This is a genomic window from Pseudomonas sivasensis, assembly GCF_013778505.1.
Lineage (GTDB): Bacteria > Pseudomonadota > Gammaproteobacteria > Pseudomonadales > Pseudomonadaceae > Aquipseudomonas > Aquipseudomonas sivasensis.
This window is the reverse complement of record NZ_JAAOWU010000008.1, coordinates 77,157-103,966: the sequence shown is the minus strand read 5'-3', so window position 1 is coordinate 103,966 and position 26,810 is coordinate 77,157. Positions and strand designations below refer to the sequence as shown.

The 26,810-nt window shown below is 60.7% G+C and carries 23 protein-coding genes; 14 read left to right on the top strand and 9 right to left on the bottom strand.

Features of this window, described 5'->3' with window-relative positions; translation table 11 throughout:
- The first annotated feature begins 271 nt into the window (after positions 1 to 271).
- The 5 genes from G9Q84_RS15520 (at position 272) to G9Q84_RS15500 (ending at position 5,171) form a co-directional block, all read left to right on the top strand.
- A complete protein-coding gene (locus tag G9Q84_RS15520; protein ID WP_095185848.1) occupies positions 272 to 1,309 on the top strand; it encodes an isopenicillin N synthase family dioxygenase in 1,038 nt (345 codons plus the stop codon).
- A gap of 14 nt (positions 1,310 to 1,323) precedes the next feature.
- A complete protein-coding gene (locus G9Q84_RS15515; protein WP_032891093.1) occupies positions 1,324 to 2,118 on the top strand; it encodes a MetQ/NlpA family ABC transporter substrate-binding protein in 795 nt (264 codons plus the stop codon).
- The gene (locus G9Q84_RS15510) at positions 2,115 to 2,861 is read left to right on the top strand and encodes a methionine ABC transporter ATP-binding protein (protein WP_122753082.1); all 747 of its coding nucleotides are present in this window, start codon (positions 2,115 to 2,117) and stop codon (positions 2,859 to 2,861) included. Before G9Q84_RS15515 ends, G9Q84_RS15510 begins: the two co-directional genes overlap by 4 nt.
- Positions 2,858 to 3,523, top strand: a complete 666-nt coding sequence (locus G9Q84_RS15505; protein ID WP_181643655.1) for a methionine ABC transporter permease — start codon at positions 2,858 to 2,860, stop codon at positions 3,521 to 3,523. The genes G9Q84_RS15510 and G9Q84_RS15505 overlap by 4 nt, the downstream gene beginning before the upstream one ends.
- Positions 3,524 to 3,746: 223 nt before the next feature.
- On the top strand, positions 3,747 to 5,171 hold the full coding sequence (locus G9Q84_RS15500; RefSeq protein WP_181643654.1) for a M10 family metallopeptidase C-terminal domain-containing protein: 1,425 nt from the start codon (positions 3,747 to 3,749) through the stop codon (positions 5,169 to 5,171).
- Between the two features lies 1 nt (position 5,172).
- Here the strand turns inward: G9Q84_RS15500 and G9Q84_RS15495 are convergent, their stop codons facing one another.
- On the bottom strand, positions 5,173 to 6,597 hold the full coding sequence (locus G9Q84_RS15495) for an aminotransferase-like domain-containing protein (protein WP_181643653.1): 1,425 nt from the start codon (positions 6,595 to 6,597) through the stop codon (positions 5,173 to 5,175).
- Positions 6,598 to 6,755: 158 nt separating this feature from the next.
- Between G9Q84_RS15495 and G9Q84_RS15490 the strand changes: the two genes are divergently transcribed.
- From G9Q84_RS15490 to G9Q84_RS15470, 5 genes are all read left to right on the top strand, one after another.
- Complete coding sequence (locus G9Q84_RS15490) at positions 6,756 to 6,920, top strand: rubredoxin (protein WP_016968943.1); 165 nt, start codon at positions 6,756 to 6,758, stop codon at positions 6,918 to 6,920.
- Positions 6,921 to 6,946: 26 nt separating this feature from the next.
- Positions 6,947 to 7,816, top strand: a complete 870-nt coding sequence (locus G9Q84_RS15485; RefSeq protein WP_181643652.1) for a sugar phosphate isomerase/epimerase family protein — start codon at positions 6,947 to 6,949, stop codon at positions 7,814 to 7,816.
- 70 nt (positions 7,817 to 7,886) lie between these two features.
- Entirely contained in the window at positions 7,887 to 8,519 is a 633-nt protein-coding gene (locus G9Q84_RS15480) for a LysE family translocator (RefSeq protein ID WP_032891099.1), read from the top strand.
- 107 nt (positions 8,520 to 8,626) lie between these two features.
- Positions 8,627 to 9,685, top strand: coding sequence for a diguanylate cyclase (locus G9Q84_RS15475; protein WP_099602819.1), 1,059 nt, complete (start codon positions 8,627 to 8,629; stop codon positions 9,683 to 9,685).
- A 44-nt stretch (positions 9,686 to 9,729) separates the two neighbouring features.
- Positions 9,730 to 10,959: a M20/M25/M40 family metallo-hydrolase gene (locus G9Q84_RS15470; protein ID WP_181643651.1), complete on the top strand. Its 1,230-nt coding sequence runs from the start codon at positions 9,730 to 9,732 to the stop codon at positions 10,957 to 10,959.
- A 96-nt stretch (positions 10,960 to 11,055) separates the two neighbouring features.
- Here G9Q84_RS15470 and G9Q84_RS15465 read toward each other — a convergent pair whose 3' ends face one another.
- From G9Q84_RS15465 to G9Q84_RS15450, 4 genes are all read right to left on the bottom strand, one after another.
- Complete coding sequence (locus G9Q84_RS15465) at positions 11,056 to 11,469, bottom strand: hypothetical protein (RefSeq protein ID WP_181643650.1); 414 nt, start codon at positions 11,467 to 11,469, stop codon at positions 11,056 to 11,058.
- Positions 11,470 to 11,767: 298 nt separating this feature from the next.
- Entirely contained in the window at positions 11,768 to 12,154 is a 387-nt protein-coding gene (locus tag G9Q84_RS15460) for a hypothetical protein (RefSeq protein ID WP_181643649.1), read from the bottom strand.
- Between the two features lie 151 nt (positions 12,155 to 12,305).
- Positions 12,306 to 15,389: an efflux RND transporter permease subunit gene (locus tag G9Q84_RS15455; RefSeq protein ID WP_181643648.1), complete on the bottom strand. Its 3,084-nt coding sequence runs from the start codon at positions 15,387 to 15,389 to the stop codon at positions 12,306 to 12,308.
- Between the two features lie 2 nt (positions 15,390 to 15,391).
- Positions 15,392 to 16,498 (bottom strand): efflux RND transporter periplasmic adaptor subunit, encoded by a 1,107-nt coding sequence (locus tag G9Q84_RS15450; RefSeq protein ID WP_181643647.1) that lies wholly within the window; start codon positions 16,496 to 16,498, stop codon positions 15,392 to 15,394.
- A 101-nt stretch (positions 16,499 to 16,599) separates the two neighbouring features.
- Between G9Q84_RS15450 and G9Q84_RS15445 the strand changes: the two genes are divergently transcribed.
- Together G9Q84_RS15445 and G9Q84_RS15440 are read left to right on the top strand one after the other, a co-directional pair.
- A complete protein-coding gene (locus G9Q84_RS15445) occupies positions 16,600 to 17,805 on the top strand; it encodes an MFS transporter (RefSeq protein WP_032891111.1) in 1,206 nt (401 codons plus the stop codon).
- 78 nt (positions 17,806 to 17,883) lie between these two features.
- Complete coding sequence (locus G9Q84_RS15440; protein ID WP_122681667.1) at positions 17,884 to 19,821, top strand: TonB-dependent receptor domain-containing protein; 1,938 nt, start codon at positions 17,884 to 17,886, stop codon at positions 19,819 to 19,821.
- On the opposite strand, the gene G9Q84_RS15435 is transcribed toward G9Q84_RS15440, so the two are convergent.
- Complete coding sequence (locus tag G9Q84_RS15435) at positions 19,818 to 21,137, bottom strand: ATP-binding protein (protein ID WP_032891494.1); 1,320 nt, start codon at positions 21,135 to 21,137, stop codon at positions 19,818 to 19,820. The genes G9Q84_RS15440 and G9Q84_RS15435 overlap by 4 nt on opposite strands.
- Before the next feature lie 20 nt (positions 21,138 to 21,157).
- Positions 21,158 to 21,901: a response regulator gene (locus G9Q84_RS15430; protein WP_032891113.1), complete on the bottom strand. Its 744-nt coding sequence runs from the start codon at positions 21,899 to 21,901 to the stop codon at positions 21,158 to 21,160.
- Positions 21,902 to 22,081: 180 nt separating this feature from the next.
- On the opposite strand from G9Q84_RS15430, the gene G9Q84_RS15425 reads away from it, so the two are divergent.
- Entirely contained in the window at positions 22,082 to 22,948 is an 867-nt protein-coding gene (locus G9Q84_RS15425; protein ID WP_032891114.1) for a pirin family protein, read from the top strand.
- A gap of 169 nt (positions 22,949 to 23,117) precedes the next feature.
- Positions 23,118 to 24,563 carry a mechanosensitive ion channel family protein gene (locus G9Q84_RS15420; protein WP_181643646.1) on the top strand — a complete coding sequence of 482 codons (1,446 nt, stop codon included), beginning with the start codon at positions 23,118 to 23,120 and terminating at the stop codon, positions 24,561 to 24,563.
- 21 nt (positions 24,564 to 24,584) lie between these two features.
- Here G9Q84_RS15420 and G9Q84_RS15415 read toward each other — a convergent pair whose 3' ends face one another.
- Complete coding sequence (locus G9Q84_RS15415; RefSeq protein WP_181643645.1) at positions 24,585 to 25,907, bottom strand: carbohydrate porin; 1,323 nt, start codon at positions 25,905 to 25,907, stop codon at positions 24,585 to 24,587.
- A gap of 123 nt (positions 25,908 to 26,030) precedes the next feature.
- Complete coding sequence (locus G9Q84_RS15410; RefSeq protein WP_181643644.1) at positions 26,031 to 26,801, bottom strand: L-rhamnose 1-dehydrogenase Lra1; 771 nt, start codon at positions 26,799 to 26,801, stop codon at positions 26,031 to 26,033.
- Between the last annotated feature and the right edge of the window lie 9 nt (positions 26,802 to 26,810).

Sequence of the window (26,810 nt, the reverse complement as noted above, 5' to 3'; positions counted from 1 at the left end):
GCTACTAGGCATTGAAATAGTGCGCATAGTGTGGTCGGTAAATACCGATACTGCACACTATGTAGTGGTCTGTTCTGTTTGTGGGCACACTATATGGTGTGTAACAAGGTTGGTCAACGAACAACAATGGCTTGACTGTCGCAGGGGCCATGGGCCGCGGGAAGGCTCTACGGCGCGCCTAAGCTAATTCCAAAAAGATATTTATTGGGGGTTTTTAAGATCGTTTAGCTTGGATGCTTCTAACGGATTCTGTTCAAGGAGCGAGCCGCCGATGGCCCACGTGCAGTCAATCACCACCTTGCCGCTGTTGGACCTGTCGCAACTCGACGGCAGCCCGCAGCAGCGCCAGCAGTTTCTCGATGAGCTGCGCCTGGCAGCGCGGCATATCGGATTTTTCTACCTCACCGGCCACGGCATCGACCCGTCGCTGCTGGCCGAGGTGCAGCAGCAGGCGCGCGCATTTTTTGCCTTGCCCGAGGCCGACAAGCTGGCGGTGGGCATGCTCAATTCGCCGCATTTTCGCGGTTACAACCGCGCGGCGTCCGAGATCACCCGTGGCCAGCCGGACCTGCGTGAACAGTTCGACGTCGGCGCAGAACGCGAGCCGTTGGCGGTGGATCAATACCCGGCCGCCTGGGCACGCCTGCAAGGCCCCAACCAATGGCCGACCGCGTTACCCCAACTCAAACCGCTGGTACTGGGCTGGCAACAGGCGATGACACAAATGGCCCTGCGCCTGCTGCGCGCCTTCGCCCAGGCCTTGTCCCTGCCGGAAAACGCTTTCGACGCGTTGTATGGCGACAAACCCAACGAACACATCAAGCTGATCCGCTACCCCGGCCGCCACGCCCAGCAAAGTCGCCAAGGCGTGGGCGCACACAAGGACTCGGGTTTCCTCAGCTTTCTGCTGCAAGACCAGCAGGCCGGTTTGCAGGTGGAAGTGGAAGAGGGCCGTTGGATCGATGCCGCGCCGCGCCCCGACACCCTCGTGGTCAACATCGGTGAGCTGCTTGAACTGGCCAGTAACGGTTACCTGCGCGCCACCGTGCACCGGGTGGTGTCGCCGCCGGTGGGCAGCGAGCGCTTGTCCCTGGCGTTTTTCCTTGGTGCGCAACTGGACGCGGTGGTGCCGGTGTACCAACTGACGCCCGAACTGTTGCGCGACGCCCATGGCCCGGAGAGCGATCCGCGCAACCCGTTGCTGCGTGACGTGGGCTGGAATTACCTCAAGGGCCGCCTGCGCTCCCACCCCGATGTCGCCCAACGCTTCTACGCCGACGCCACGTTACCCCACGCACTGTCCGCCTGATCAGGAGATCATCCATGTTGAAAACCACCACCCTTACCCTGGCGGCGTTGCTGGCCTCATTCAGTGTGTCGGCCGCTGATGCATTGCGCGTGGCCGCTGACCCGATTCCCCATGCACAGATCCTTGAATACGTGCAGAAGCTCGACCCGAGCCTGAACCTGAAGATCATCGAAATCCCCAGCGGCGTGAATTCCAACGAATTGCTGGCCCATGGCGATGTGGACGCCAATTACTTCCAGCACTTGCCGTACCTCAATTCCCAGGAGCAGGCTCTGGGCCAGAAGTTCGCGGTGGCCGCCACCGTGCATATCGAGCCACTGGGCATCTATTCCCGCCGCCATACCAACTTCGCTCAGGTGCCGGACAAAGGCACCGTCGCTGTGCCGAACAATGTCACCAACCTCAGCCGTGCCCTGTACCTGCTGCAAGCCAATGGCTTGATCAAGCTCAAGCCCGGTTTCAACGACGCTTCCAAGGACCAGGCCACACCTAAGGACATTGCTGAAAACCCCAAGCATTTGAAGATTCTGGAAATCGAATCGCCGCAGATTCCTCGCGCTCTGGACGATGTAGACCTGGCTGTGATCAATGGCAACTTCGCCCTCGAAGCTGGCTTGGAACCGGCCAAGGATGCACTGGGCCTGGAGCAGGCCAAGGGCAACCCCTACGCCAATATCCTGGTGACCACACCGAAGCTGCTGCAAGACCCGCGCATCCAACAACTGGCCAACGATCTGCGTTCGCCAGCGGTGGCCAAGTTCATTACTGAGAAATACGCCGGTTCGGTGATTCCGGTGGCCGTCGAATGATCGTTGTCGAGGGCGTCAGCAAAACCTACGCCGACGGCCAGCCAGCGGCGCTGGATAACGTGTCGTTGCAGATCGCCGACGGCGCGATTTTTGGCATTGTGGGGCGCAGTGGCGCAGGTAAAAGCACCTTGCTGCGCTGCCTGAATCTGCTCGAACGGCCCACATCCGGGCGCATCCTACTGGATGGCCAGGACCTGACCCTCCTGAGCGACAAGCAACTGCGCCAGCAACGCCAACGCATCGGCATGATCTTCCAAGGCTTCAACCTGCTGCATTCGCGCAACGTGGCGGATAACGTCGCGGTGCCGCTGGAAATCGCCAATGTGCCCAAGGCCGAACGTGCGGCGCGAGTTGCAGAGCTGCTGGCGTTGGTGGGGTTGAGCGACAAGGCCCAGGCGTTTCCGTCACAGTTGTCTGGCGGACAGAAGCAGCGCGTGGGCATTGCCCGTGCATTGGCGGCGCGGCCGGCGTATTTGCTGTCGGATGAGGCCACCAGCGCCCTCGACCCGGAAACCACCACCTCGATTCTTGAGCTGTTGCGCGACATCAACCGACAGCTCGGCGTGACCATCGTGCTGATCACCCACGAACTGGACGTGGTCAAGGCGATCTGTGACAGCGCGGTGTCCCTGGCGGATGGCCGCGTGGTGGAAAGTGGCACGCTGCTGCAGTTGCAGGCCGACCCGTCCTCGCGCCTGGGCCGCTCGCTGACGCCGAGCCCGCAAGTGGTGAGGGCCGTATGAAAACCGATTGGAACGACATCCTGCAGTTGCTGCTCAACGCCACCGGCGAAACCCTCTATATGGTGCTGCTGGCCGGGCTATTCACCCTGTTGATCGGCCTGCCCCTGGGCGTGTTGCTGTTTATCAGCCGACGCGATGGCTTGTTACCGTTGCCGCGCCTCAACCGGGTATTGGGCGGGGTGATCAACCTGGGGCGTTCATTGCCCTTCGTGGTGATGTTGATCGCGCTGATCCCACTGACGCGCCTGATCGTCGGCACCACCCTGGGCAGCACCGCCACCGTGGTGCCGATCACCATTGGCGCGTTTCCGTTCTTTGCGCGCATTGTCGAAACCGCCCTGGATGAAGTGGACAAGGGTCGTATCGAAGCCATCGTGGCCATGGGCGGTGATATTCGCCATGTGATCCTCAAGGTCCTGTTGCCCGAAGCCTTGCCGGCACTGGTGGCCGGAGTGACCTTGACCCTCGTGATGCTGATCGGTTTTTCGTCCATGGCCGGGGTGATCGGCGGTGGCGGCTTGGGCGACCTCGCTATCCGCTACGGTTACCAGCGTTTCAACAATCAGATCATGGTAGTCACGGTGATTGTGCTGGTGGTGTTGGTGCAGGGCGTGCAGAGCCTGGGGGATCGTTGCGTGCGGTCATTGGCCCATCGCCGATAGAGGTGCTGCGCCGGGTAGGGTGTGCCGCACGCCAGCGTCGTGCGGGTCAATCACTGCATGCTCAAGGGATGCGCGGGGCGGTGATTCTTTCCTACCGTCTGGAGCGTCGATTGCCAGGCTGTTATCAGCGCGAACGCTTGGTGGTTGCGCACAAGCCTGACATCGCAGCTCAGGCGCAATGCTGATGATCCGGGGACCTTCCTCGCCTGATCAGAGTATGAGCATGACGACTATTTCCCCCCACACCAGCACTACCTTCCAGAACCTCCAACACTTCCTGCAGCGCGATAAACGCGGTGAGGGCATCGAGCACAACGGATTGCCGTCCAAGTCGTCGGAGGACGCCACCCAACAGCTCTGGCGACAGAGCCCTGGTTGGCCGGACAAGAATGGTGACGGTCGTACCGATGTGACCTACGAATTTCGTGTCCCGCCTGCCGGCACGGATACACGACGGTTCGGCAGAGTCGGGTTTACTCCGATTGGCGAGCACCAGCGGCAACAGACCCGGCTCAGCCTGCAATCTATCGAAGATGTCGCCAACGTCAGGTTTACCCAAGGGGCGAGAAGTCCCAGCAGCGAGGGGCATATCACGATCGGCAATTACGGCCATATGATCGATCGCAATGGCCGTCCCTATTCCTACACCAACCATGCTTTTTTGCCTTATCCCGGCAATAAAAACAGTGGTGATGTCTGGTTTGTGAACACAAAAACCCAGTCTGCGGTGGCCAACGCGGCCCTTGGCAATTCCGGTCGGCGCACCGTTGTTCATGAGCTGGGACACGCTATGGGCCTTAGCCATCCAGGGGCGTACGGTGCCGCCGGGTTGAAGCCAGGGCAGGTCGATTCCTCAGAGGACTCTCGTAGCCATACCGTCATGAGCTACAGAGGCGAGCGCAGTACGTACATGCACCACCGCGGCTTTATGTCGTCGGCGCCGCAACTGGACGATATCAGCGCTTACCAGAAGAAATACGGTGCCAACCGTGACACCCGCAAAAATGACACTACCTATGGTTTCAACGCCAATTCGGATCGAGACTTCCTGAGTGTTCATGCCCCTGAAGACAAGATGGTGGCTGCCATTTGGGATGGCGGTGGTGTTGATACGCTGGACTTCTCCGGCTACAGGCAAGATCAGCAAATCAGCTTGAAAGAAGGGACCTTCTCCGATGTGGGCGGCCTCAAGGGCAATATCGCTATCGCGTACGGGACAACCCTTGAGAACGTCATCAGCGGTGCCGGCAATGACTTGCTGGTGGGCAATGAAGTTGCCAACACGCTGAAAGGCGGCGAGGGCGACGACCGTTTATACGGAGCAGAAGGGGCCGACATACTGTGGGGAGAAAAGGGCAAGGACGTATTCGTCTATGGGCATACCCGTGAGTCGACTGAGGTCGCCCTCGACCGGATCATGGACTTTGTCAGTGGCGAAGACCGGGTCGATGTGTCTGGCCTTACGGCAGCACTGGGCAAGTCAGCGCTGAGCTTTGTCAGCGAATTTTCCGGCGCCGTTGGTGAGGCAAAGCTTGTGTATGACCCGGTTCTGGAAATGAGCGCGTTACAGATTACCGGCAAGCCTGGTGAGGCGAACTTTGTCCTTGTCGTGGAGGGCAAACTGCAACGCGGCGATATCGTAGGTTGATTCAGGCAGGGGCGTGATCCTGCCCGATACTCTGGCGCAACAGCGCTTCAAACACCCTTTGCACCCGTGGCTCATCGCTGTGGGCCACGTTGAAACGCATCGAATCGCGATGGGCCGGGTCGTAGCCAAACAGCGCGCCCGGCGCCAGCACCATGCTGCGTTTCAAGGCCTCCTGAGCCAACAGCTCGCCGTTGACCCCCGGCGGCAGCCGCGCCCAGATAAACATCCCGCCTTCATACGCCATCGGCAATTCACACCCGCAACGCTTGAGCCATTGCTCGACGCGGCCACCGGCTTCCATCAAGCGCTGGACCATGCGCTTGCGGTGCTTGGCGTAGCTGCCTTCGCTGAGCATGCGGTAGACGATCTGCTCGAACAGCTCCGAAGTCACGCCGCCGCTCATTAACTTCATATTGGTCAGGTTGGCCGCCAGTTGCGGTGCGGCCACCACAAAACTGACGCGGGTGTTGGCGCTCAGAATCTTCGAGAAACCCGATAGATAGGTGACTTGCTCCAGGCCGGCGACGGCAGCCAGGCGCGGTGGCGGGTTGGGGTGCAGGTCGCCGTAGAGGTCATCCTCGACGATATGGCAGTGATACTGCTGGGTCAGTTGCAACAGCCGAAACGCTTGGCTGGGACTGAAGGAGTGACCTGTCGGGTTATGCAGCACGCTGGTGGTCAGGTACAGGCTGGGGCGGTGTTCGGCCAATAGCTGTTCGAGGACGACGAAATCGAAACCATCGGGACGGCGCTGGATCGTCACCACCTTGACCCCATGCAACGCCAGGTTGGCGTGAAAGTTGAAGTAGCACGGCGCGTCGAGCAGCACCGTGTCGCCGGGACGGGCGAGCAGGCGCATCAGCATGTCCAGGCCCTGCACGGTGTTGGGGGTGGTGATGATCTGCTCCACCGGCACCGACAAACCTTCGCCGTGCAGCTTCTGTTGCAGGGCTTGGCGCAACGGCAGTAGTCCGGCCGGTGTGCCCAGCCCGGCGATGCGCAGCGACGGCGCGCGCACCACGCTGCGCATGGCCTGGCGGATAGCATCGGCGTCCAACCATTCTTCCGGCAGGTGGCCGCCGCCAGGGCGCAGTTCGCCGCTTGCGGTGACCAACGGGCGACGCAACACGCTGAGCAGGTCCTGGGGCAGCAGGTCGACCCACGCCACCGAGGCCGGGCGCGCGCTGTCCATCGCCACGAAGTAGCCACGGCCCTGGCTGGAGGTGAGCAGGTGGCGCCCGCGCAGGCGGTCCAAAGCTTCATTGAGGGTGAACTTGCTGACGCCCAGGGTCTGGGTCAGCTCGCGCACCGACGGTAATTTGCTGCCGGGCGCCCATTCGCCGTTTTCGATGGCTTGGCTGAACGCCTCGACGATCTGCTGCACCTTCGGCGTGCCGTCCACAAAGGCGATGGCGGATACAAACATAAACCTTCCTTGTGTTTGCTGGTGATTTTACCGGTGAAGTTAGGCCGGATTAGGCATCACTTCACCTGCCTTGTGCAATGCCGCTCCCCTAGACTGCGCGCCATCTCGCCCGGAATTGGCGAACTTTCCTACCAGCGAACCATGGATTTCGCATTCTCATGAAGACTTATATGTGTGCGCCCTGCGGATTTATGTACGTAGAAGAATTGGGCATTCCTGAAGACGGAATCCCGGCCGGTACCCCTTGGGAAGAGGTGCCGGAAGACTGGACATGCCCGGATTGCGGCGTGACCAAGGCCGATTTCATGGCCATTGAACTGTAACGCTCCATCACGAAAGGAATCGCTTCATGGAAAACAAACTGATTAACGCCACCGTGCCGTTCTGTACCGGTGTGGCCCACCAGAAATACCTGGCCGCCGAGAAGGGCCTGGACACGGCCATCGAAGGCGGGTGCACCCACTGGTATATCGATGGCAGCCTGTTCGGCGAAATGGTCGATGACTGGACCGATGAGCGCATCGCCAGCCTGCAGGAGCAGATCGCGGCCACTGGTGTGAAACCGGTGTACCACGGCAATTTCAAGGCGCCGCTGGGCAGTGATGTGGACGCCTTTCGCATGGCGGCCGTCGAATACGTGAAGAAAGAAGTTGATATTGCCAGCCGCCTGGGCGCGCCGCTGATCATCCACGGTGGCTGCATCGTCGAGCCGAAGATGGTGCTGATGGCCAAGAAAGTCGCCCTGGAGCACTACCTCAAGTCGGTCCAGGAACTGGCGCGTTACGCCGAGTCCAAGGGCGTGGACATCTACCTTGAGAACCTGTCGAACTACGTCAATTACCGGCCGTTCCACTACATCTTCACCCATGAAGCCGAATACGCCTTTGTGTTCGAGCGTCTGCAGGCCCACCCCAACGTGTACTTCTTCCTCGATGCGGGCCACGCCAATATCGAAAACGGTCTGCCGGCCGAGGTGGTGCGTAAGTATCACCACCTGATCAAGGGTATTTCCTTCAGCAATAACAATGGTGTGCAGGACCAGCACTTTGGTATTCATGACGGCAACTGCGATTACGCCGACGTGGTGCAGGCCATTGTCGAAACCAACTGGAAAGGCCTGGTGGCCTTCGAAACCCGCAACCAGACCGCAAAGGCCGCCCTTGGTGAGCTGGCGGTGATGTACCGCGAATCCCTGACCACCGAGATCGCTGTCGCCTGATGGATACCGGGGCGGGCGCCGGTGTGCCCGTCCCACGGCTTTCGTTTCTACCTACTCAAGGCCCTGGCCCATGACCACTGCGTTAACGCTGTCTTCGTTTCTCTATTTCCTGCTGTTCTGCGCCACCATGACTTTCAGCCCTGGCCCCATGACCCTGTTGCTGCTGAGCCTGGGCTTGAAGGACGGTTTGCGCAGCTCGATCCCGGCGCAGATCGGCGCCAGCGTGTCTTACCTGATTTCGATCCTGATTTTTGCCGTGGGCTTCTCGGAGCTGATCAAGGGCAACCTTGCCATTACCCAGACCATCCAGTTTGTCGGTGTGGCCTACATTCTCTACCTGGCCTACAAGCAGTGGACCAGCAGCGGTGTGGCGATCGGCAAGGCCGGCGCCGTGGAGGGCTCACGCAGCCTGTTCGGCAAAGGGCTGCTGACCGGGTTTTCCAACCCCAAGACCATCATCATGTTCAGCGCTGTGTTCCCGCAGTTTGCCGGGGCAGGGGAGCACAGTTCGGCGGCGGATATCGCGATCCTCGGCGCGACGTTCCTGATGCTGCAATTTGCCAGTGGCTGTCTGTATTGCTACTTCGGCCAACGCATCAAGCACGTCTTGGAAAACCCCAAGCGCCGCGTGTTGTTGCAGCGGGTCACGGCGGTGTTGCTGCTGGGTGTGGCGTTGATGCTGGCCCGGGGCTTTTCTCACTAAGCGCTTTGGCTCGTGCATTTGCGCCCTGGAATGAGCTTATGAGTGGTAGTGGCGAATTACTGGCGCCCTGATAGACTCCAGGCATTCATCCAGGATGACACCCAACCATGCCAGCCGCCGGAGGAAAGGGACTTCCGCTTGCTACCCGCTTGTATAAATCCCGCACGTTGGGGCTGACGCTCGGTTTAGTGTGTGTGGTGTTTGGCATGTATCCACTTAACCCCTCTGCGTGGGTATGGGCGTGGATGCTGATTAACGCCGTCGTCTGGCCCCATCTGGCGTACCGACTGTCTCTACGAACCGCCAACATGCTGCGCAGTGAACACCGCAACGTGTTGTTCGATTCGTTCTGCGGCGGGTTCTGGGTTGGGGCCATGCACTTCAACCCACTGCCCAGCATAACCACGCTGTCGATGATGACCATGAACAATGTCGCCCTCGGCGGCCCGCGCCTTATGTTGGCGGGGTGGGTGGCGCAAGCGCTTGGCATCGGCACCTCGTTGCTGATCTTCGCGCCGGCCTTTGTAGCCACGACCACCCAAGCTCAAGTCTATGCATGCTTGCCGATTTTGATGCTCTATCCCCTGGCGCTTGGCTGGATCTGCTACCGCCAGGCCGTGAATCTGTCGCAGCACAAACGTGAATTACTCGCCCTGAGTCGCACCGACAGCCTGACCGGTCTGCTCAACCACGGCGCTTGGAAAGATCATCTTGAAATCGAGTTCCAACGCTGCCGTCGCGAGCAGCAGGGCGCCGCGATTGCGTTGATCGACATCGACCACTTCAAGACCATTAACGATACTTACGGCCACGTCACGGGCGATATCGTCCTGCGCCAACTCAGCAAAATACTGCGCCAGAACCTGCGCGCCACCGATCTGGCCGGACGCTATGGCGGCGATGAGTTCTGCGTGATCCTGCCGGGAATGCCGCTCAACCATGCCACCGAAGTGATGGATGCCTTGCGTGACCGCTTCAATGCCTTGGCGTACGCCCAGGACCCAACTCTGCGTGCCAGCTTGAGCATCGGCCTGTCGCGGTATCAACCGGAACATGTCGACTCCACCGGCTGGCTCAACGATGCCGACCAGGCCCTGTATGAAGCCAAGAGCAGCGGGCGCAACCGTGTCAGCGCGGTGCACGGGAGTTGGTTGCGCTCCGTTTAGTGGGGTAGGGTGGCTGCACCTCAACAAAAAACAAGGATCGGTCTATGCGCTTCGCCTTCCCCCGTACCCTCCTGGCCGCCACGCTGGCCTTGTCCTTCGCACTTCCGGCCTACAGCGCCGAACCCCACAAACAGATCCAGGCGGATGCCGAACAGTACAAGGCCGAGGCCCTGAAACTGCTGGAGCGCCTGGTGAATATCGACTCGGGCTCCGGCTACGGACCGGGCCTGACCCAGGTCAGCGACATTGCCGTGGATGAGTTGAAGCAGTTGGGCTTCAACATCGAACGCATACCGGATGCCGCCGCCAACAGTAGCCATGTGATCGCGACCCTCAAAGGCACCGGCAAAGCGAAGATTCTGCTGATGGCCCACATGGACACTGTGTTCAAGGAAGGCTCCGCGGCCGAGCGCCCGTTTCATATCAAAGACGGTCGCGCCTATGGCCCCGGCGTGATGGATGACAAGGGCGGCATCGTCGCCGGCATCTACGCGCTCAAAGTCCTGGAGAATCAGGGCTTTAAAGACTACGAGCGCATCACTTTCCTCCTCGACGCCAGCGAAGAAACCGGCTCCGACATCGCCTCCGAGCTGATTCGCAACACCGCCAAGGCCCACGACGTCACGCTGAACCTGGAACCCGGCCGCCCCGCCGACGGCCTGGTGGTGTGGCGCAAAGGCAGCGCCACCGCGGTGGTCGAAGTCAAAGGTAAAGCCGCCCACGCCGGCGTCGCCCCCGAACTGGGCCGCAACGCCGCCATGGAAGCCGCGCACCAGATCCTGCAACTGGGCAAGCTCGGTGATGAAGAAAAGAAAACCACCATCAACTTCACCGTAATCAAGGCTGGCGACCGCACCAACGTGATTCCTGACCAAGCCACCGCCAAGGCAGATGTCCGCGCAGCATTGCCGGAAGAGTTTGATCGGATCGAGAAAGACCTGGTGCGGGTTTCCGCGAACAAACTGATCCCGGAAACCGAAGTGACCACCACCCTCAAACGCGGCCTGCCGCCGATGCCGCAGACGGCGGAGTCGGACAAGCTGGTAGCGATTGCCCAGGGGATTTATGGGGAGTTGGGTAAGAAGCTGACGATTGAGGGCAGCGGCGGCGCGGCGGACGCGAGTTTGTCAGCCGGGGTAGGGACGCCGACGTTGGATGGGTTTGGGATTGTGGGAGGCAATATCCATACGGCGGACGAGTACGCGGAGGTGGAGAGCGTGGCGCCTCGGGTTTACTTGTTGAGTCGGATGATTATGGAGTTGGCGAAGCGGTGATTTGACCCGGTACGGGGTTCATTTTGATCGGTGAACCCCTGCTCACCAGAGAGTGGCTGCGACACCTGAAATGTGAGTGGCCAGATGGAAAAACGCTCAGTTGAATTTTTCATAGTCTTGCGAATTTAAGGACGCCAACCACATTTTAAAAAAATCGATTTGCTCTTTTGGGTTGTTCGTAAGATTGTTTTCCTCATAGTCGAATATATGAACGATGTCTTCACGAGATGCCTGTTTGCCCAGTGTCATTTCATAGGCGACAAGCCCGGCACTCATTTGAGACGCCATCCTCGATGGCATAACGTTTATCTTTGCGCCCTTGCAGAGAAATACGATATGAGGGAAATCTGTTCTGAGTTTAGCAAAGCAAGCATAAATATCTTTTTCACGGTAAACCTTATTAAAGTTATCGGCTTCAGAAAATGTCATTACCCGTTTGTCGAGGTCGTATCTTACCGTGACCTCCAATTTCTGCTCGCCGATGACTACCTTTATCACTTGCGCGCCCATTTTATTTCCTGTTTGGGTTGGGTACTTAATGCCCTAAATAACTTCCGCCGTACTTAAAAGGTGTTACGTCCGAAATATCTTCAGGGTCATATTTTATGATAAACAGCTTTTTTTTGTTTGAGCAGATCGAGAAAAACCTGATACGGGTTTGCGCGAATAATCTGACCCCGGAACTGAAGTAACCACCTCCCTCAAGCTCGGACTTCCACGCACAGGGTTCATTTTAATGAGTGAACCTCTGTGGTGAGCAGGCTTGCCCTGCGCAGGGCAAGCCTGCTCACCACAGGGATTGGGGCTTTTAGTCTCTAATTGAATCGGACCAGCGCTGGCAGAAATCGCGTTGCTCCTGAATATCGTTGGTGAGGTCGCTTTCCTCATAAGCAAAAATACTGACGAGTTCACCATCAGGGTTTCCCATAGTCATCTCGTAGGCAACAAGACCATTCGACATCTGTGAAGACATTCCAGACGTGTGAACATTGATTTTTGCGCCTTTGCACAAAAATCTAATATCTTTCAAGTCTGCTCTCAATAAGCCAAAGCTCTCGAACAGGTCTAATGCGGTGTACGTTTTCCGTTCGCCATTACTCAGCAATAGACTAAGCGTTGGCTTTCCTCCCGCGTATTCGACGACTGCGCATTCACGTATACCGTTATTGATAATGGTTATTTCACGTGACTTCATGGGTGTTCCCTCTGGGGGTTCAATAGTGTGTATCCCTTGAAGGAGCCGTCGCAATAATCAGGGCGTTAACGAAAAAAACCATGTGCAATCCCTCGCACTGTGTATTCAGGCGAGGGACTTTGCAGGCGTTTTCCGCAGCGGGGAGTAGCGCTTATCCGGCGCTTGCGTGGGAAGTTTCGACAGCTTTTATCTTCTGCCGCCCCAGCACCAAACTGCATAGCGCCGGTAAAAACAGCAGCGTCAACACGGTGCCCACCAGCACTCCGCCGATCAGCACGTAGGCCAGGGATGACCAGAACACCGACAACGTCAGCGGAATGAACGCCAGCGCCGCGGCCAGTGCGGTCAAGATCACGGGCCTGGCACGTCGCACCGTGGCTTCGACGATGGCTTCGCGAATCGCCATGCCGTGTTCCTGGTTCTGGCGAATCTGGTCGGTGAAGATCAATGTGTTGCGCATCAGAATGCCGCCAATGCCGATCAGCCCCAATATCGCGTTGAACCCGAACGGCTGATTGAACAGCAGCAGCGTCGGCACAGCCCCGATCAAGCCCAAGGGCGCGGTGGCGAAGACCATGAACATCACGCCGAAGGAGCGCACCTGGAACATGATCACTGTGAGGGTCAGCAGGATCATGATCGGAAACAGTGCGGCCAGGGCGACGTTGGCCTTGGCGCTTTCTTCCACCGGTCCGCCGATGTTGAGTTGATAGCCGGCTGGCAGCTTGGCGATCAGCGGTTGCAGGTCTTTGTAGACCGCCATTTCGACGTCGGGCGGTTGCACGCCGTCGATGATGTCGGCGCGCACTTCCACGGTGGTCGCTCGGTTACGGCGCTTGAGGATCGGCTCTTCCATCACCGCTTGGAAATGCCCGACCTGGGCCAGCGGCACTGAGGTGCCGGCACTGTTGGTCAGGGTCATGTTGTTGAGGTTGCCGAGGTTCTCGCGTTGGTTGCCCTGGGCGCGGGCCACCACGGACACGGTGCGGTTGCCTTCACGCACCTCGGTGATCGGGTTGCCGCTGAGCAGGGCGTTGAGCTGGGACTTGACCTCGTTGGGCGTGAAGCCCAGCAGGCGCAGGCGGTCTTGATCGAGTACCAGGCGATAACCGCTGGTGCGCTCGCCCCAATCGAGGAAGGCGTCCTTGGTCAACGGGTTAGCGGCGACGACTTTGCGCACGTCTTCTGACAAGCCGCGCAGCACTTCCAGATTCGGGCCGGACACACGGAATACCACCGGGAAGGGCACCGGTGGACCGAACAGCAATTGCGTGACGCGCACCCGCGCCGCAGGGAATTCGCCTGCCGCGATACGCTCACGCATGCGCAGTTTGAGGGCATCGCGTGCGTGGGAGTCAGGGGTCTGCACGATCAGTTTGGCGAAGGCCGGATCGGGCAATTCAGGGTTCAGCGACAGGAAAAACCGTGGCGCGCCGCCGCCCACGTAGGTGTCGACCATGCTCGTCTGGGGTTCTTGCATCAGCGCTTTTTCCAGTTGCGCCGCGACTGCCTCAGTGCTTTTGAAGGCGCTGCCGGGCGGCATGTACACCTCCAGAATCAGCTCGGATCGGTCGGAGTTGGGGAAGAACTGCTTCTTCACCACCCCCATGCCCAGCCCGCACAGCACAAACGCCGTCACCACCAGCCCGGTCACCAACCAGCGCCTGCGCACGCAGAGCTCCACTACCGCACGCAGTTTCTGGTAGTAGCGCCCGGCATAGATGGCGTCGTGGCCACCGGGCACCGGTTTGATGTTCGGCAATAGCTTGACGCCCAGGTACGGGGTGAACACCACCGCCACCAGCCACGATGAAATCAGCGCGAAGCCGACGATCCAAAAGATATTGCCGGCGTATTCCCCGGCGGCCGAGCGCGCAAATCCTACCGGCAGAAAGCCGATGATGGTCACCAGTGTGCCGGTCAGCATCGGCGCGGCGGTGGAGCTCCAGGCGTAAGTGGCGGCGTGGATGCGGTCAAACCCTTCTTCCAGTTTCACCACCATCATCTCGATGGCGATGATCGCGTCGTCCACCAGCAGGCCGAGGGAGATAATCAGCGCGCCGAGGGTGATGCGGTCGAACTCACGCCCAGTGACCAGCATGATCACGAACACCACGGACAACGTCAGTGGCACCGCCGCCGCCACCACCAGGCCCACGCGAAAGCCCAAGGCCAACAGGCTGATGATCATCACCACTGCCAGGGCGACGAAGAATTTCAGCATGAATTCATTCACCGCCAGGCTGATGTTTTTCGCCTGGTCGGAGACCTTGGCGAAGTTCACGCCCAGTGGCAGGTCTGCCTGGATCCGGGCTTCCTGGTCCTTGAGGCGCTTGTCCAGTTCCAGGCCGTTCCAGTGTTTCTCCATGATCACACCGAGCATCAGCGCCGGGTCGCCCTGATGGCGGATACGGTAGCTGGGCGGGTCTTCATAACCTCGGTTGACGGTCGCCACATCGGCAATGCGCAGCAGTCGGCCGTTGACTTCCAGGGGCACGTTTTCAATCAGCGCCAGGCTGTCGAAGGCACCGTCGATACGGATATAGGCGCGGGCACCGGCGGTTTCCACAAAGCCCGACGGCGCCACAGCGTTTTGCGCAGCGAGGGCGGCGAAGATCTGGTCGGGCTTGATGCCCAGGGTCGCGAGGCGCTCATAGGAAAACTCGACGAAAATCCGCTGGGCCTGCTCGCCGAGGATATTGACCTTCTTCACCCCCGGCAGATTGAGGAAACCCTGGCGCAGCTCTTCAGCCATTTGCACCTGCTGGCGATGGGGCAGGTGTTCGGCCTCCAGGGCGTACAGCGCAAAGTACACATCGGAATATTCATCGTTGAAAAACGGCCCGATCACTCCCTTGGGCAGCCTCGACGCTTCATCGCTGAGCTTTTTGCGGGTCTGGTAGAACAAGTCCTGAATCTCGCCGGGGCGGGTGGATTCGAGGAATGTCATGCGCATCGACACAAAACCTGGCTGGGCGATGGTCTCGACGCGGTCGTAGTAATCCAACTCCTGCAGGCGTTTTTCCAGGCGGTCGGCGACTTGCTCCTGCATTTCCTGGGCAGTGGCGCCGGGCCAGGCGGCCGTGATGGTCATCACCTTGACGGTGAAGGATGGGTCTTCGGCTCGCCCCAGTTTGCCGAACGAGAAAATGCCGGCGGCAAGGATCGCAATGATCAGGAACAGCGTGACCGCACGGTGCTTGACCGCTAGTTCAGAGAGGTTGATGCCGCGCATGCTCATTGGTCCTGTTTGCGGTTGAGGGCCAGCGCCTGGGCGGGCAGCAGGCGCACCGCATCCCCGCTGTGCAGCAGGTGGGCGCCGAGGGCGACGATGACGGTGTCCGGGTTCACGCCGCTGTTGAGCAGGGCATCTTCCTGGCCGAGGCTGGCGACGTTGACGGGGGCAAAGGCGACTGTGTTATCGGCGCCGACCACCCACACCCCGGTGCCTTGCCCTGTATCGTGCAGCGCACCAATGGGCACGCGGGTCTGTTGCATCTGGCCGTTACCTTGAAGGCGCACGGTGATGGTTGAGCCGAGGGCGAAGCGGTCGACGGCGCCGTGCAGCACATAGCGCGCGCGGTACGTACGAGTGACGGGATCGGCACTGGCGGAGAGTTCGCGCAGCGTGGCCGCTACCGCCTGGTCAGGGGCGCCGAACGGGAAGGCCAGAGCTTTTTGCGAGGCCAGGTCGCGCTGGTTTTCCGGCAGGTTAACGATGGCTTCGCGGGCGCCATCACGGGCCAGCCGCGCGACGATCTGCCCTTCGGCGACCACTTGGCCGCGGTCGACGCGTACGTCGGTGATGATGCCGTCGCCGTCGGCCTTGAGCACTGAATAAGTGCGGCGGTTCTCGATTTGGCTGGCGTCGGATTGAGCCGAGGCCAATTCCGCTTCGGCGACGCGCAGGTTGGTCGCCGATTGGTCGAAAATCTGCCGCGACACAGCACCGGTACTCGCCAGGCGTTCATAGCGGTTGGCATCATCGCGGCGCTGACGCAGTTGTGCCTGGGCGGCATTCACGCGGTTCTTGGCCGAGCGCAGGGCCAATTCGAAGTCGCCGATATCCAGTACCAATAAGGTGTCGCCACGAGAGACATGCTGGCCGGGATCGACCTTGCGCTCGATCACCTTGCCACTGACGCGAAAGCCCAAGTCGCTTTCCGTACGCGCCGCGACCACACCGGTGTAGGCGCTTTGTTGCGTGCCGGCAGCTTCGACCTTGGCGACGAGTACCGGGCGCGGTTGGGGCGCTTGGGCGGCGGTGTCGGCCTGGCTGTTACAGCCGCTGAGGATTATCAGCAAAGCCAGGGGCGAGAAAAGACGCAGGGGAAGAGGGTTCATGTCGGGCTCCAGGGGCTGACCAGTGGGCAAAAAATTATGGACATAATTTTTTACGCATATTATGGTCGAAATATAAATTAAGCCAGCCCCGGATAATCCCCATGTCGAATGCCTCGGTTCCGTCGCGAAGCTTGCTGTTGCTACTGGTGGCCTTAACGGCACTCGGCGAAGTCTCGACCCAATTAATCATCCCCGGTCTCGGCGCCATTGAGCAGGCGCTGGTGGCGCCGCCGGGGTCGGCACTGATGGCGCTGTCTGCCTTTGTCGCAGCGTTTGGACTGGGGCAATTACTGTTTGGGCCATTGTCGGACCGCATCGGCCGGCGTCCGGTATTGATCGGCGGGTTAGTGCTGTATGTGATGGCGACTATGTCGATGCTGCTGGTCAGCGACATGCATCAATTTATCGCCGCCCGCGTGCTGCAAGGCCTCGGCGCCTGTGCGGCGCTGGTGTTGGCGCGCACGGTGGTGCGCGATGTGTGGAAGGTCGAAGCGGGGCCGGCCCTGGCGCTGACGATGATCGGCATGCTCTACGCGATCGTCGTCGCGCCAATGGTCGGCGGACTGCTGATCAACGTGGTGGGCTGGCGTGCGCCGATCCTACTGGCGCTGGTGATCGGCAGTGTGGTGTTGCTGCTGGTGCTGCTGTTCTTTCGCGAAAGCAACCCTTACCTCGACCCCAAGGCCGGCCACTGGCGCACCCTCGGCGGGCAGTACCTGGATTTGCTCAAGGGCCGCCCATACCGCGCATTCGCCGTGGCGTTGGCGTGCACTTACGGCGCGATGTTCGCGGTGATTGCCGGATCATCTGCGGTGTTTATCAACCTGCTCGGCTTGAGCAGCCTGGAGTACGGCATCAATTTTGGCGTGATCGTCTCGATGCTGATCGTCGGGTCCACCTACACCCGGCGCAATATCCTACGCCTGGGGGCGCAGCGGATTGTGGCGATGGGGGTAACGCTGGTAGCCCTCGGCGGGGTATTGGCGGCGGTGATTTACGGGCTGTTCGGCTTGTCGGTGTTGGGGTTGGATATTCCCATTGCCCTGGCGACGCTCGGCGGCGGGCTGGTGTTGCCCGGCGCGGTCACGGGCGGGGTGATGCCCAACGCGCACCGAGCCGGGTTGGCGGCAGGCCTGATGGGCTTTGCGCAGATGTTCGGCGCCACCTGCAGTGGCCTGCTGCTGAGCCAACTGCGCGACGGCAGTGCCTTACCGATGATCATGATCCAGGCGGGTTTTGCGGTGATGGCGTTTGTGGCGTTTCATCTACTGCGTGAACGGCGTGTGGCACTGGTGCCGGTGGCTTGAGCTGTCACACTTTGTCCAATTTAATCGGGGCTAGATGATTACGATTCTCTTTTGAGTCTAATCCTAAGGTCTACGCCCATGCTTCCTGCCTTTCGCGTTACGCCCCTGGCTCTGCTGGTCGCCAGCAGCTTCAGCGCCCATGCCGACGAACCTGTTGCCCTGGAACTCAACGACGTGGTGGTGACGGCCGCCGGTTATGCCCAGAGTGTGGAGGATGCGCCGGCCTCGGTGACGGTGATCGACGGCGAGGAATTGCGCCGCAAGTCCTACCGCGACCTCGGCGACGCGGTGCGGGATGTGGAGGGCGTGACGGTCAACGGTGGGGCGAATGAAACCGACATCTCCATCCGTGGCATGCCGGCCGATTACACCTTGATCATGGTCGACGGCAAACGCCAGAGCGCGCGGGAGTCACGGGTCAACGGCAACAGTGGCTATGAACAGAGCTTTGTACCGCCAGCCGCCGCCATCGAGCGGATCGAAGTGGTGCGGGGCCCGATGTCGTCGCTGTACGGCTCGGATGCGATCGGCGGTGTGATCAACGTGATCACCCGCAAGGTTTCACCGACCTGGGGTGGTTCCATCGGCTATGACTACTCGGCCCGCCAGCACAGCGACCAGGGCAATGCGCGCCAGACGCAGTTCTACCTCAGCGGCCCGCTCAAGGAAGATTTCCTTGGCTTGCAGGTGTGGGGCCGTTACCTCGATCGCCAGGCCGACGATGACATCGAACAGACCAATGGCTTCAGCAAGGCCGACCACCGCGACCTCACCGCGCGCCTGGCTTTCACTCCTAATATTGACCACGACATCCTGCTGGAAGCGGGTGCCACGCGCCTGAAGAACGGCGACGGCATGAGCGCCAACTGGGCCACTCGCGAGCAGGAAAACAACCGCGATCACTGGTCCTTGTCCCATCAAGGCCGCTGGGGCTGGGCAACCTCGGACATCGCCCTGTCCCAGGAAACCTCGACCCGCGAAGGCAAGGCCACCCCGGCCCAGACCGATATCTACGGGCGCAAACCCGAAATCAAGAACACCGTATTCGACGCCAAACTGGTGGTGCCCACCGCCCATAACGTCAGCACCGTGGGCGTGCAATGGAACGAAAGCGAGCTGACCGACTGGAACCAGGGCCTGGGTGACCGCGTCGACTATAAATTCTCGGTGGTGCAAAAAGCCCTGTTCGCCGAAAACGAATGGTCAGTCACCGACAGCTTCGCCTTGACCACCGGCCTGCGTCTGGATGAGCACGAAGAGTACGGCGCGCACCTGAGCCCGCGGATCTACAGCGTGTGGCGCGCCACCGATCAGTGGACCCTTAAGGGCGGCATCGCCCGTGGCTTCAAGGCGCCGGAACTGCGTGCCGTGGTCGAGGATTACGCTTACCTGCGCCGCAACCGCTTCGTGATGTTCGGCAACCCGGACCTCAAGCCCGAAACCAGCACCAACTACGAAGTCTCTGCGCTGTGGAGCAACCGCGATGACCTGTCGGGCGGCGTGACGCTGTTCTACAACGACTTCCAGGACAAGCTCTCTACCGTCACCACCGACCAGCGCTGGAACGGCTACACCATCATGGAACGGGTCAACGTCGACAAAGCGATCATCCAGGGCGTCGAGCTCAACGGCCAATGGGATATCAACGCCAGCGTGCTGCTCAAGGCCAACTACACCTACACCGATTCCGAGCAGAAAAGCGGCGCCAACAAAGGTGCACCATTGGCTCTCACGCCGAAGCAGAAAGCCAATGTGCGCACCGAGTGGAGCATCAACGACCGCACCCAGGCCTGGGCGTCGCTGAGTTACTACGGCGAAGAAACCGGCAACACCATCACCGACGAACCCGCACCGGGCTACACCACCGCCGACCTGGGCGGCTCCTACGACGTGAGCGACTCGCTGACCCTCAACGCCTCCCTCAACAACCTCACCGACAAGCGTTTGGACGATGAAACCTACGGCACGGTGAACTACGGTCGTACGCTGTGGATGGGGGCCACGCTCAACTTCTAAAGTGCCGCCGGCAATCGCACCACCGCGCACAGGCCGGCCGGTGGGCGATTCTGCAATACCAGTTCGCCGCCATGGGCCTGGATGCACGAACGTGCAATCGCCAGGCCCAACCCCACGCCACCGTCACTGACGCCGCGTTGCACAAAGGGTTCGAAGACTTTGTCCAGCCAGGCCTCGGGCAAGCCTTGGCCGTGGTCGAGCACCTCGATGCGCAGCCAGCCGTTATCTTCTTGGATCAAGCTCAGGTGGGCATCCCCAGCGTGGTGCAGGGCGTTGTCGATCACGTTGGTTAACGCGCGCTTGAGCGCCAGAGGCCGGCAGGTCAGCATCAGGTGTGGCGCACCCGCCCAACTGACAGGTTGCCGCATGCGCTGATAACGCTTGGCCAGGTCATCCAGCAGGCCGCTCATCGACATCGTGGCGGTCGCTTCCTGGACCGCGTCATCGCGCACGAAATTCAGGGTTTCACGCACCATCGCACTCAATTGCGCGAGGCTTTCGAGCATGTCATCCCGGGCGTCGCCGGGCTCCAGCAATTCCACTTGCAGGCGCAGTTCGGTGATCGGCGTGTTCAGGTCGTGGCTGACCGCTGCAAGCATCCGCGTACGGCCTTCGACATGCCGGGCAAGATTGGCCTGCATGGTGTTGAAAGCGGCAGTGAGGTCGCGGGCTTCCTGTGGGCCGATTTCCGGCAGCGGAGCGATCCATTCACCACGGCTGACGCGCTCCGTGGCCTGGGCCAGGGTTTTGATCGGGCGCACCACGCGGGCAATGAAAAACATCACGATCAGCAGCACTGGCAGCGTTGTCACCGGCAGGCTGTAGGCCAGAACGCGGCCCCATTCATAGGCGCCGGCGGGGTATTGCACGGCATTCAGATAGGTACCGTTCGGCAGTGGCACGCTGCTGCGCAAGCGCAACGGCGCCCAGCCGGCGGGACTGAACACATGGGTGCGGGCGTCGGCACCGCTGATGCGTTCCAACTGCATGCCGATGGCGGCCGCGTCATCCAGGTGCAATTGGCGACGCAGCTCACTGGCCAGTCTCTGCTCCTCCGGGCGCAGTTCAAACGGCGCCACTTCGGGCGTCGGTGCAATCCAGAAGCGCGTGTCGTCGTGGCTCATCCCGGCCAGCAGGTGCTCGGTTTCAGTGGGCGTCAGGTCGATTGCCGTGTGGTGGGCAATCCCCAGGCGCTCCAGGCTGAAACTGCGCGACAGTGGGTGGATCAGGCTGCCGGTGCGTTGCAAAAACAACATCGCGATGCCGTTGGATGCGAGCAAGGCCAGCAGCAACAACAGGCTCAATTGCCGCGCCAGGGTGCGCGGCCACAGCCTGTTCAGGGCGCGCATTCACTGACCTCGGCCGCCAACAGATAGCCGCCGCCCCAGATAGTGCGCAGCAGGTCCGGCGTGGCATCGCCGTGGGCCAACTTGCGGCGCAGGCGGCTGACCTGGCGGTCGATGGCGCGGTCGCTGACGTCGCTGTCGGCGGCAGCGGTGAGGTCGATCAAACGTTCGCGGGGCAGCAACGTATTGGGGTGGGCAAGGAACACCTGCAGCAAACGGCTTTCCGCTGTACTGAGCTGGATTGCCGGGCTGGCGTCGCGGCACAACGTGGCGCTGCTCACGCTGAACTGCCAGCCAGCGAACCGGTAAGCCTGTGGGCCTCCGCTGGGCGCGGCCGGCCCGGTGTTGCGGCCTTGGCGGCGCAGCACACTGTTGATGCGTGCGACCAGTTCGCGGGGTTCGAAGGGCTTGGTCACGTAATCGTCCGCGCCGAGGTCCAGGCCGCGGATGCGGTCGGCGGCGGTATCGCGGGCGGTCAACAGAATCACGGGGGTATTGCTGCGCCGATGCAACTGGTTGCACAGCTCGAAACCATCGCCATCCGGCAGCAGCACGTCGAGCACTACGACGTCGAACGCCTGGGTCTTGAGCAATTGCCACATGCCTGCCGCGTCTTCGGCGGTGCGCACATCGAAGGTGTGGCGACGCAGGTAAGTGGCCAAGGGTTCGCGGATTTTGCGGTGGTCATCCACCACCAGCACGCGCGGTGCGACAGGCGCAGGGGCAAACGGCATTGCAGCCCTCGGGAGGTTGAGCGGGAGAGGGCGGATATTACTACGAGTCATTATCATTAACGCGTTTTTTATGGTGGGGCACTGGTACTCCGTTCCATCAGTAGGACGCTCTAGGGTGTTTTAGCCGTCTACCGCTCAATTGTTATCGGTTTTAAGGTGTATGCACTTTGGAGGATCACCATGAAAAAACTCATCGGCATCTACACCAGCCCTCGCGCCCATTGGGTCGGCGACGGTTTCCCGGTGCGCACACTGTTTTCCTACGACAACCTGGGCAAACACATCAGCCCATTCCTGCTGCTGGACCACGCCGGCCCGGCCGAATTTTCCCCCACCGAACAACGTCGCGGCGTAGGCCAACACCCCCATCGCGGCTTTGAAACCGTGACCATCGTCTACGACGGTGAAGTCGAGCACCGTGATTCAACCGGCGCAGGCGGCACCATCGGCCCCGGCGATGTGCAATGGATGACGGCCGCAAAAGGCATTCTCCATGAAGAATTCCACTCCGAAGCGTTCGCCCGTAAAGGCGGCGCGCTGGAGATGGTGCAACTGTGGGTTAACTTGCCCGCCAAGGACAAAATGGCCGACGCCGGTTACCAGACCATTGTCGATGGCGATATTCCCGTGCTTGCGCTGCCCCATGACGCCGGGCACCTGCGCCTGATCGCCGGAGCGTTCGACGGCGCCAAAGGGCCCGCACGCACCTTCACGCCGATTGACGTGTGGGACCTGCGTCTTAACGCCGGCAAGCCCGTGACCCTGGACTTGCACGCCGGGCGCAACACCGCCCTGGTGATCCTGCGCGGCACTGTGCTGGTCAATGGCGAAGAAGTCGCGCGCCAAGGCCAACTGGCGTTGTTTGAGCGCGATGGCACGCAACTGGTCCTGGAGTCCAACGACGCCGCCAAGGTGCTGCTGCTCAGCGGCGAACCGATTGACGAGCCCATCGTCGGGCACGGGCCGTTTGTGATGAACACCGAGCAGGAGATTCATCAGGCGTTTGCGGATTTCCAATCGGGTAAATTTGGGCAGATGCATGCCTGACAGTTAGCCGTAAACAAAAGGGTAGGAGCCGGCTTGCCGGCGATAGCATCACCGTGGTGTCCCTGGCACACCGAGTCGATACTTTCGCTGGCAAGCCGGCTTCTACATTTTGTTTTCCAGTGTTCTCAATTCATGCGATCTTCCCGTCATTCGCCCTGGAGTCGCCTGGATGCCCTCATTTATCTCCGATCACCCGATGCTGTGCGCCCTGGCGCTGATCCTTATCGACATCGCCGTGTGGCGACTTATCTCCGCCAACCTGGCTAATTGGAAACTCGCAGCGCGGTTGGTGATCTTTGCAGTCTTCAGTGCCGTGCTGTTCAACGACGGCATGAACCCCATGCTCGTCGCGCCCTACGCCGACAACACCGCGTTGCACATGGCCGCCACGGCGTTGCAGATTGGTTGGTGGTTGTTCGCGGCGCGTACGCTGACGGTGTTGCTCGGTGCGTTGATGATGCAGCGGGTTGGCCACACCGGGCGGCTGTTGCAGGATCTGATGGGCGCGGTGATTTTCCTGATCGCGATCATTGCCGCGCTGGCCTATGTGCTCGATCTGCCGGTCAAGGGCGTGTTGGCCACGTCCGGCGCGGTGGCGATCATTGTCGGCCTGGCGTTGCAAAGCACCTTGAGTGATGTGTTTTCCGGGATCGTGCTCAATACCACCAAGCCCTATCAACTGGATGACTGGATTTCCATCGACGGCACTGAAGGCCGGGTCACGGACATCGACTGGCGCGCCACGCGCCTGCAAACCTCCCAGGGCAGCATGGCGGTGATTCCCAACTCCCTGGCGGCAAAGGCCAAGATCATCAACTTTTCGCGCCCGGCCGATATGTTTGGCCTGGCGGTCAGCCTGCAGGTCAGCCCCCATGCACGGCCGCAAACGGTGATCGAAGCGCTGGAGCGGGCCATGCAGGGTTGCCGTCCGCTGCTGGCCAAACCGGCGCCGAGTGTGGCGTTCAAGACTTCCGCCAGTGGCGGCGTGGAGTATGAAATCAGCGGGTTCGTGCCGACCATGACCCTCAAGCGCGAAGTGCGCAACCAACTCTACGACTTGGCGTTCCGGCACCTGCAGGCAGCGGGCGTGAGCCTGTTGTCCGCCGTCGAAAGCGCGACCCCAGTGCCGACCTCTCCGGCGCGGGCACTGTTGGACAGTTCGTCGATTTTCTCCACTTTGCGCCAGGAGGAAAAGGACATCTTCAGCCAGAACATGACCCTGCACACCTATCGCGCCGGCGAGATGATCCTGCCGGCGGGGGAGGTCAGCGATCATTTGTTTATCGTCGAGTCGGGTGTGGTGTCGGTGATGCTGATCAAGGGCGGCCACGCGTTCGAAGCCGGGCGCATGGGCCCCGGCGAGGTGATCGGCGAAGCGGGGATTCTGACTGAGCAAGCGGCCTTGGCGGACTTCACCGCCAAGACGTTCTGCACGTTGTACCGCATCGAGAAGGCGTACCTGACGCCGTGCCTGGACGCGCGGCACGACATCGCCGACGCCATGAAAACCCTGTTGGATTTCCGCTTGCACGCCGCTCAGGTGCTGACCCAAGACGCGCCAGTGGTACCGGTCAAGAAGGGCTTTTTGCAATGGCTTCGCCAGCGCGGTCTTTGAGGGGCGCGCTGGCACGGGTATCTAGAAATCAACAATAAACTGCACGCCACCGACCACCGCGCCGCGGGTTTGTGTGAGCCCGCCGGGGTATTTCACGTATTGCAGGTTAGGCCGCACCATCAGCCATTGGGTCGCCTGCACGCCATAGTTGATCTCGTAGCTGTACTCGCGGCGCTGCTCGGGCACGTAAAGCGGATCGTCGATATCGCTGACGCCATTGGCCGCGTTGAGCGTCTGCGTGTTGCGGGTATAGCGGTCGCTGACCTGCAACTTCGACGCGCCAAGGCCGATGGTGTCGTTCGGGCGTGAATCGAACGGGCCACGGTAGATCAGGCCGACTTGGATCAGGTTCTTGATCACGCTTTTGTCCGGGTCATTCACCGTCAGGTTGGCGAATACGTTGAGCCCGCGCGCGCTGTTGCCGTCGACGGTGGTCAATTGTTGCTGTCCCGACAGCCACCAGCCGCTGTTGCTGGAATACATCCGATAGGGCTTTTTCGAGCTGGCAGCGTAGTTCCCGTCGGCGTCCTTGAGCATGTCCTTGGTGTCGGCGTTGGCGTAGTAGTAACCGGCGTGGTACTCCGAATTCAGGCCTTGGATCTGACCTTTCCAGATGGCTTCGATAGGGAAACTGGTGCCCTGGGAGCCGCTGATAAACGGTTTGAAGCCATTGCTGGCCTCGGCGTTGCCAGGGTTCTTATCGTAGGCGCCGACCTGCATGGCGAACTCATCGGTGAATTGGTACTTGGCGCGCACTGCCCACTGGCTGATCGGGAAGCTGTTCCACACGCCGTTCCAGTTACCTTCCTGGGAACCGCACAGGGTGACGTTCTGGAATTCGCAGGGGAACTGATCGAAGTCTTCACCATGGCCAAAGCGACCGAGTTTGAGGGCGAATTTCCGGTTGAAGAACTTTTGCTCGTACCAGAACTGCGACAGCCGCCAGGCGTTGCCGCCGCCGAACACTTCCATGGTGGACGTCAGGCCCGTGGCGTTGGGTTGGTGCACGCGGTCGTTGGTGATGTCCTTGCCATGGCGCTCGTCGATGCCGATGCGAAAGGTCGCGTCCTGCCAGCCGAGGAGTTTTTGCAGGTCCATGTTCACGCCCAGGATCAACTGGTCGCTCCAGCGCGCGGTGGTGTGGGAGTTGTAGCCACCGCCCAGGTTGGAGCCGACTTCGCCGACGTATTTGAGGGTGAAGTCGTAGCCTTGTTCGGCCAATTGGGGGCGCAGGCCGCTCCAGTCGCCGAGCATGGCCGGGGAGTTGGGATCGAGCAGGCCGGCGCTGAAGGCACAGGTGGACATGGCGCTGCAGAGCAGGGCCAGGGGGAGGGTGGTGCGCATGGAAGTACTCCTGGGATTGTTGTTTTTATCAGGTACAACACAAATTTCAGGCACACAGAGACCCCCTGTGGGAGGGAGCAAGTCCCTTCCCACATTGGTTCTTGGGTGTTTGAGAGTGCGGTTTTACTGGAGGTTAACGAACAACCCGCCATCCACCAGCAACGAGGCGCCGGTCACATAGCGCGCCATGTCCGAGGCGAGGAACACGATCGGCCCTGCCACATCATCCGGTTCGCCCAAGCGACCCAGCGGCGTGCGCGAGGTCATGTAGGCGAGCTTTTCCTCGTCGGCCAGGTCTTCCTTGTTGATGTCGGTGGCAATGGTCCCCGGCAGTACCGAGTTGCAGCGAATGCCATAGGGCCCCAGTGCAATTGCGCAGGACTGCATCAACGAATGCAGGCCAGCCTTGGTCGGCGTGTAGTGGGTTTGCATGCCGCCGCCGACCAGCGCGCTGATGGAGCTGACGGCAATGATCGCGCCGCCACGGCCCTGGTTTTTCATTTGGTTGGCCGCCGCCTGCACGGCGAAGTAGGCGCCGTTGAGGTTGGTGTTGACGGTTTTCAGATAGACCTCGCGGGGCATATCCAGGAACGAGTGGAACGGGCAGATGCCGGCGTTGTTGACGAACACGTCGACACTGCCGAAGGCTTGCACGGCGCCGGCCACCAGCTTGTCGCCGGTGTCCGGGTCGGCCGCATCGCCTCCCACTTCAACGGCCTTGCCGCCAAACGCCTTGATCTCTTCAATCAGCGAATACGCCGCCTCGGTGCCTTGGCTACTGCCGCTGTGGCCGATGACCACACGGGCGCCCTGGCGCGCACATTCACGGGCGGCGGCGCGGCCGATGCCACGGGAGGCGCCGGTGATGATCACGGTTTTGTCTGCAAGCAACATAAAAACACT

Excerpts from the sequence above, each read along its gene's own strand:
- G9Q84_RS15440 (WP_122681667.1), top strand. The coding sequence starts at position 17,884 with ATGCTTCCTGCCTTTCGCGTTACGCCCCTGGCTCTGCTGGTCGCCAGC.
- G9Q84_RS15475 (WP_099602819.1), top strand. The coding sequence starts at position 8,627 with ATGCCAGCCGCCGGAGGAAAGGGACTTCCGCTTGCTACCCGCTTGTAT.
- G9Q84_RS15495 (WP_181643653.1), bottom strand. The coding sequence starts at position 6,597 with ATGTTTGTATCCGCCATCGCCTTTGTGGACGGCACGCCGAAGGTGCAG.
- G9Q84_RS15485 (WP_181643652.1), top strand. The coding sequence starts at position 6,947 with ATGGAAAACAAACTGATTAACGCCACCGTGCCGTTCTGTACCGGTGTG.
- G9Q84_RS15515 (WP_032891093.1), top strand. The coding sequence starts at position 1,324 with ATGTTGAAAACCACCACCCTTACCCTGGCGGCGTTGCTGGCCTCATTC.
- G9Q84_RS15430 (WP_032891113.1), bottom strand. The coding sequence starts at position 21,901 with ATGCCGTTTGCCCCTGCGCCTGTCGCACCGCGCGTGCTGGTGGTGGAT.
- G9Q84_RS15465 (WP_181643650.1), bottom strand. The coding sequence starts at position 11,469 with ATGGGCGCGCAAGTGATAAAGGTAGTCATCGGCGAGCAGAAATTGGAG.
- G9Q84_RS15480 (WP_032891099.1), top strand. The coding sequence starts at position 7,887 with ATGACCACTGCGTTAACGCTGTCTTCGTTTCTCTATTTCCTGCTGTTC.
- G9Q84_RS15425 (WP_032891114.1), top strand. The coding sequence starts at position 22,082 with ATGAAAAAACTCATCGGCATCTACACCAGCCCTCGCGCCCATTGGGTC.
- G9Q84_RS15410 (WP_181643644.1), bottom strand. The coding sequence starts at position 26,801 with ATGTTGCTTGCAGACAAAACCGTGATCATCACCGGCGCCTCCCGTGGC.
- G9Q84_RS15450 (WP_181643647.1), bottom strand. The coding sequence starts at position 16,498 with ATGAACCCTCTTCCCCTGCGTCTTTTCTCGCCCCTGGCTTTGCTGATA.
- G9Q84_RS15420 (WP_181643646.1), top strand. The coding sequence starts at position 23,118 with ATGCCCTCATTTATCTCCGATCACCCGATGCTGTGCGCCCTGGCGCTG.
- G9Q84_RS15470 (WP_181643651.1), top strand. The coding sequence starts at position 9,730 with ATGCGCTTCGCCTTCCCCCGTACCCTCCTGGCCGCCACGCTGGCCTTG.
- G9Q84_RS15520 (WP_095185848.1), top strand. The coding sequence starts at position 272 with ATGGCCCACGTGCAGTCAATCACCACCTTGCCGCTGTTGGACCTGTCG.
- G9Q84_RS15415 (WP_181643645.1), bottom strand. The coding sequence starts at position 25,907 with ATGCGCACCACCCTCCCCCTGGCCCTGCTCTGCAGCGCCATGTCCACC.
- G9Q84_RS15445 (WP_032891111.1), top strand. The coding sequence starts at position 16,600 with ATGTCGAATGCCTCGGTTCCGTCGCGAAGCTTGCTGTTGCTACTGGTG.
- G9Q84_RS15510 (WP_122753082.1), top strand. The coding sequence starts at position 2,115 with ATGATCGTTGTCGAGGGCGTCAGCAAAACCTACGCCGACGGCCAGCCA.
- G9Q84_RS15500 (WP_181643654.1), top strand. The coding sequence starts at position 3,747 with ATGACGACTATTTCCCCCCACACCAGCACTACCTTCCAGAACCTCCAA.
- G9Q84_RS15455 (WP_181643648.1), bottom strand. The coding sequence starts at position 15,389 with ATGCGCGGCATCAACCTCTCTGAACTAGCGGTCAAGCACCGTGCGGTC.
- G9Q84_RS15505 (WP_181643655.1), top strand. The coding sequence starts at position 2,858 with ATGAAAACCGATTGGAACGACATCCTGCAGTTGCTGCTCAACGCCACC.
- G9Q84_RS15460 (WP_181643649.1), bottom strand. The coding sequence starts at position 12,154 with ATGAAGTCACGTGAAATAACCATTATCAATAACGGTATACGTGAATGC.
- G9Q84_RS15490 (WP_016968943.1), top strand. The coding sequence starts at position 6,756 with ATGAAGACTTATATGTGTGCGCCCTGCGGATTTATGTACGTAGAAGAA.